The following is a 3865-nucleotide window of genomic DNA, read 5'->3' on the forward strand; positions in this document are numbered from 1 at the left end:
ATAGCTTCATGAATTTATTGTACGTTACCTACTATCCGAAGAGCGATGCAACAAAGCCCACTGGGATCCATCTTATTTTTATAATGGAAATTAGTTTAACGTATGCTCCTAAAATCTGTTGTCCATTGCACAATTTGCAAATATTTTTATACCTGGACCCCAGTGTCAAGCACTGGGATGACACCTTTGTGTTTGAGGCAAAACAGGCTATAACATTTAACATACTACCCTCGCAAACAAATGTTCGTACAGTTGTGTATCAGCTACTGGGATGACACCACCCCTAGTGGGCACTGCCCCTAAATCATAATGGATAACAGGGTTATAAGCTCTGAACATTAATAATAAGGCCTATTCTTCTTTAACCTGAGTGCAATTGCGTCTTCCCAAACTTCACCATTACGCAATAACTTTTCTTTATTGTACATTAGCTCCTCTCTTGTTTCAGTAGCAAATTCAAAGTTAGGACCTTCAACAATTGCATCAACTGGACATGCCTCTTGGCAAAGTCCGCAGTATATGCATTTTGTCATATCAATATCATAGCGCGTGGTGCGGCGACTACCGTCTTCTCTTTCCTCTGCTTCAATAACTATTGCTTGAGCAGGGCAGATAACTTCACATAATTTACAAGCTATGCATCGTTCTTCACCGTTTGGATACCTACGCAACGCATGCTCACCACGAAACCTTGGACTTAAAGGGCCCTTCTCCATAGGATACCTCAAAGTAACCTTTGGCTTAAACATATATTTTAATGTAATAACAAACCCTTTAATTAACTCTACAAAAGACCAGTACCAAGCTAATTTCTTGAGCATAAAATATTTAAAACTTGTGTCAGTCATTATAAATCATATTATCAGTTTTCAAAATAAATATTTTCACCTGGGTGACTTTTTAGGTATTTTGGTTTCTTAAGTGTAATATTGCTAAGTAGTTTATATAAATAATGACAAACACAAATGAAACTATTTTCGCTTTATCGACCGTATTTGGTAAGTCAGGAGTTGCAGTAATCAGAATTTCAGGCAACTACGCGCTTAAAGCTTTAAATCATTTTCATATTAAGAAAGAAATTAAACCAAGATTTGCTACTTTAGTTGATCTATATGATGATTCCAGTCAATTGATAGATAATGGAATAATCATCTATTTCCCTGCTCCAAACAGTTTCACTGGCGAGGATGTTATAGAGCTACAAGTGCATGGAAGCAAGGCCGTCATAAAAATCATCTTGGAGGAATTATCAAAAATTTTCGTTATGGCCAGGCCTGGAGAATTCTCACTTAGGGCTTTTCTAAATGGTAAATTTGACTTAACGCAAATAGAAGGGATTGCAGACTTAATTGATGCTGAGACGAAAATGCAAGCTAAACAAGCGATTAAGCAGATATCTGGAGAATTGGAGAGACTATACAGCAATTGGAGGCAAAGATTAATAACGATACAATCCAAAATCGAAGCATATATAGACTTTCCAGAGGAAATTTGGGCAGAAAAAAGTGAATTGGAAAAAATTAATAATGAAGTGCAATCTCTCGTGCAGTTGATACAAGAGCATTTAAATGATAATAGACGGGGCGAAAGGTTGCGTGAGGGTTTACATATTGTAATAACTGGTGAACCAAATGTCGGTAAATCAACTCTGTTTAATTTCTTAGCCAAGCGTGATATTGCTATTGTTTCTGAATATGCAGGCACAACAAGAGATATACTTGAAGCTCATATTGACATTGGCGGATACCCAATCATTCTCTCTGATACTGCTGGAATTCGTGAGAGTTCAGATCCAATAGAATTAGAAGGTGTAAGTCGAGCGAAAAAAAGGTCTTTTGAAGCTGATTTAAGAATAGAACTATTTCCTTTTGAACAGCGTCATAATATCAATTGCAACGTTGTAAATAGCGATACTATTTATGTATTGAGCAAAGCTGACGATGTTATCAATAATCACAATATAAAAATTAATGGCATAGATCTTTTACCCATTTCTATTCTAAAGGAAATAGGTACAAACAAGTTGATCTCTCTCATAAAAGAGAGGGCAGAGGAAAAATTTGGGCATGATAGAGACACTCCTGTGATTACTCGGCAAAGACATAGGAATCACATGAAGAAAGCACTGGAACATTTACAACGTTTTAATATCGATAATCCAATTGAGTTGATATCTGAAGATTTGAGGCTTGCTGCATTTGAACTTGGTGCGGTGATTGGAATTATTGATGTTGAGGAAATATTGAGTAGTGTGTTTAGCAACTTTTGCGTGGGCAAGTAAAGCTTTTATAGATTGCTTAAAATCAAATGTTGTGATAGAAAAGAAATGGACGGATGGCCGAGCGGTTTAAGGCACCAGTCTTGAAAACTGACGTACGTGATGAGCGTACCATGGGTTCGAATCCCATTCCGTCCGCACAGCATCTCGCTATGCTAGCTGATTTTTAGAGCTTATTTGGACTATGTGGTTCATAACGCTGGAAATCTTGTCTAATCTAGCCACATCTTTTAAAAATACATCCCTTTGTAAATTGACCTTGTTAGCAAAGAAAGCTAATATCTATAAATAGATCATCATCTGAATATGAAAACCGATATAGTAATAATAGGTGCAGGACCTGTTGGAATATTCACTGCTTTTCAAGCGGGAATGCTTGATATGAGATGTCATATAATAGATGTTTTGGATCAAGCAGGAGGACAATGCACAGCTCTTTACCCAGAAAAGCCAATATACGATATACCTGGTTATCCTGTAATTACTGCCCAAAAATTAATTGAGCAGCTAATGGAGCAAGCTTCGCCATTTAAGCCTATTTACCATTTAAGTCAAAAAGTAGAAAAGATTTCAAATAACGAAGGTGAAAACTTTACTATCATAACGAGCATAGGTACAGAGGTAAAATGTAAGGCTGTTATTGTTGCTGCAGGTAATGGAATGTTTGAACCTAACCGTCCACCCTTAAGTGGTATATTAGAATATGAAAATAAATCTGTATTTTACAGTGTAAATAAAATTTCTGATTTTCAGGATAAAACTATAGTCATTGCAGGGGGGGGTGATTCTGCGGCTGATTGGACTGTAGAACTTTCTAAAGTTGCAAAGAAAATTTATGTGATACATAGGAGAAGGGAATTTCGCTGCACTCCTGAAACTAGAAATAAATTAGAATCACTTGAAATTGATGGAAAAATAGAACTGGTAGTGCCATATCAATTACACGAACTAGCAGGAGGTAATGGGCAATTGAGCACAGTGATAGTAAAAAACATTGCCTCTAAGGAAGAAAAAGAAATATCCGCTGATTTTTTGCTGCCATTTTTTGGATTGTCAATGAATCTTGGTCCAATAAACAATTGGGGTATACAGTTAGAACATAGCCGCATAGTTGTCGACCCAGCTACACTTAAAACCAGTAGAGATAGGATATATGCAATCGGAGATATAGCTATTTATTCAGGCAAACTAAAATTAATACTAAATGGTTTTGCTGAGAGCGCCATGGCTTGTTATGACATATACAAAGTAATCCACAACTCTCCAGTCAATTTTCAATATTCAACTTCAAAGGGAATTCACGGGAAAGAAAAACTTCCTTGACAAACCTCGCCAGCCCCCTTACCATGAAGCCGGAGCTATTGTATTTGCTTTCGCCAATCTGCAGATTAAAAGGTAAGGATTACTTAATGTATCGGCGTCTTATGTTCAATTTTTTGCATTATATAGATGCTGTATGTCTTTACAAAACTTCATCTACATCTAGATTTTTATCTAAATAAGCTGAACGCGCTTACAAAGCGTTACAAGACATCAAAAAATGCCAATACTCGACAGAGATAGTAAAAGACTAGCTAACTCGGGGAT

General features: G+C 36.6%; 4 protein-coding genes and 1 tRNA gene. 4 read left to right on the forward strand and 1 reads right to left on the reverse strand.

The annotated features are described in order from the left end of the window. Nucleotides 1-275: hypothetical protein (locus OZD61_RS03985; protein WP_274979941.1), on the forward strand; the 275-nt coding region annotated here is incomplete at its 5' end. Between the two features lie 63 nt (nt 276-338). Here the strand turns inward: OZD61_RS03985 and nuoI are convergent. Continuing rightward, the gene (gene nuoI, locus OZD61_RS03990) at nt 339-821 is read right to left on the reverse strand and encodes an NADH-quinone oxidoreductase subunit NuoI (protein ID WP_038199316.1); all 483 of its coding nucleotides are present in this window, start codon (nt 819-821) and stop codon (nt 339-341) included. Between the two features lie 131 nt (nt 822-952). Between nuoI and mnmE the strand changes: the two genes are divergently transcribed. The 3 genes from mnmE (at nt 953) to OZD61_RS04005 (ending at nt 3601) form a co-directional block, all read left to right on the forward strand. Further along, nucleotides 953-2281 carry a tRNA uridine-5-carboxymethylaminomethyl(34) synthesis GTPase MnmE gene (gene mnmE, locus OZD61_RS03995; protein ID WP_274979942.1) on the forward strand — a complete coding sequence of 443 codons (1329 nt, stop codon included), beginning with the start codon at nt 953-955 and terminating at the stop codon, nt 2279-2281. 47 nt (nt 2282-2328) lie between these two features. Beyond that, nucleotides 2329-2416 (forward strand) — tRNA-Ser (locus OZD61_RS04000). Between the two features lie 168 nt (nt 2417-2584). Beyond that, entirely contained in the window at nt 2585-3601 is a 1017-nt protein-coding gene (locus OZD61_RS04005; RefSeq protein ID WP_274979943.1) for an NAD(P)/FAD-dependent oxidoreductase, read from the forward strand. Nucleotides 3602-3865: the final 264 nt, after the last annotated feature.

Origin of the sequence: Wolbachia endosymbiont of Drosophila bocki, assembly GCF_028982005.1 — a bacterium.
Taxonomy (GTDB): Bacteria; Pseudomonadota; Alphaproteobacteria; order Rickettsiales; family Anaplasmataceae; genus Wolbachia; species Wolbachia pipientis.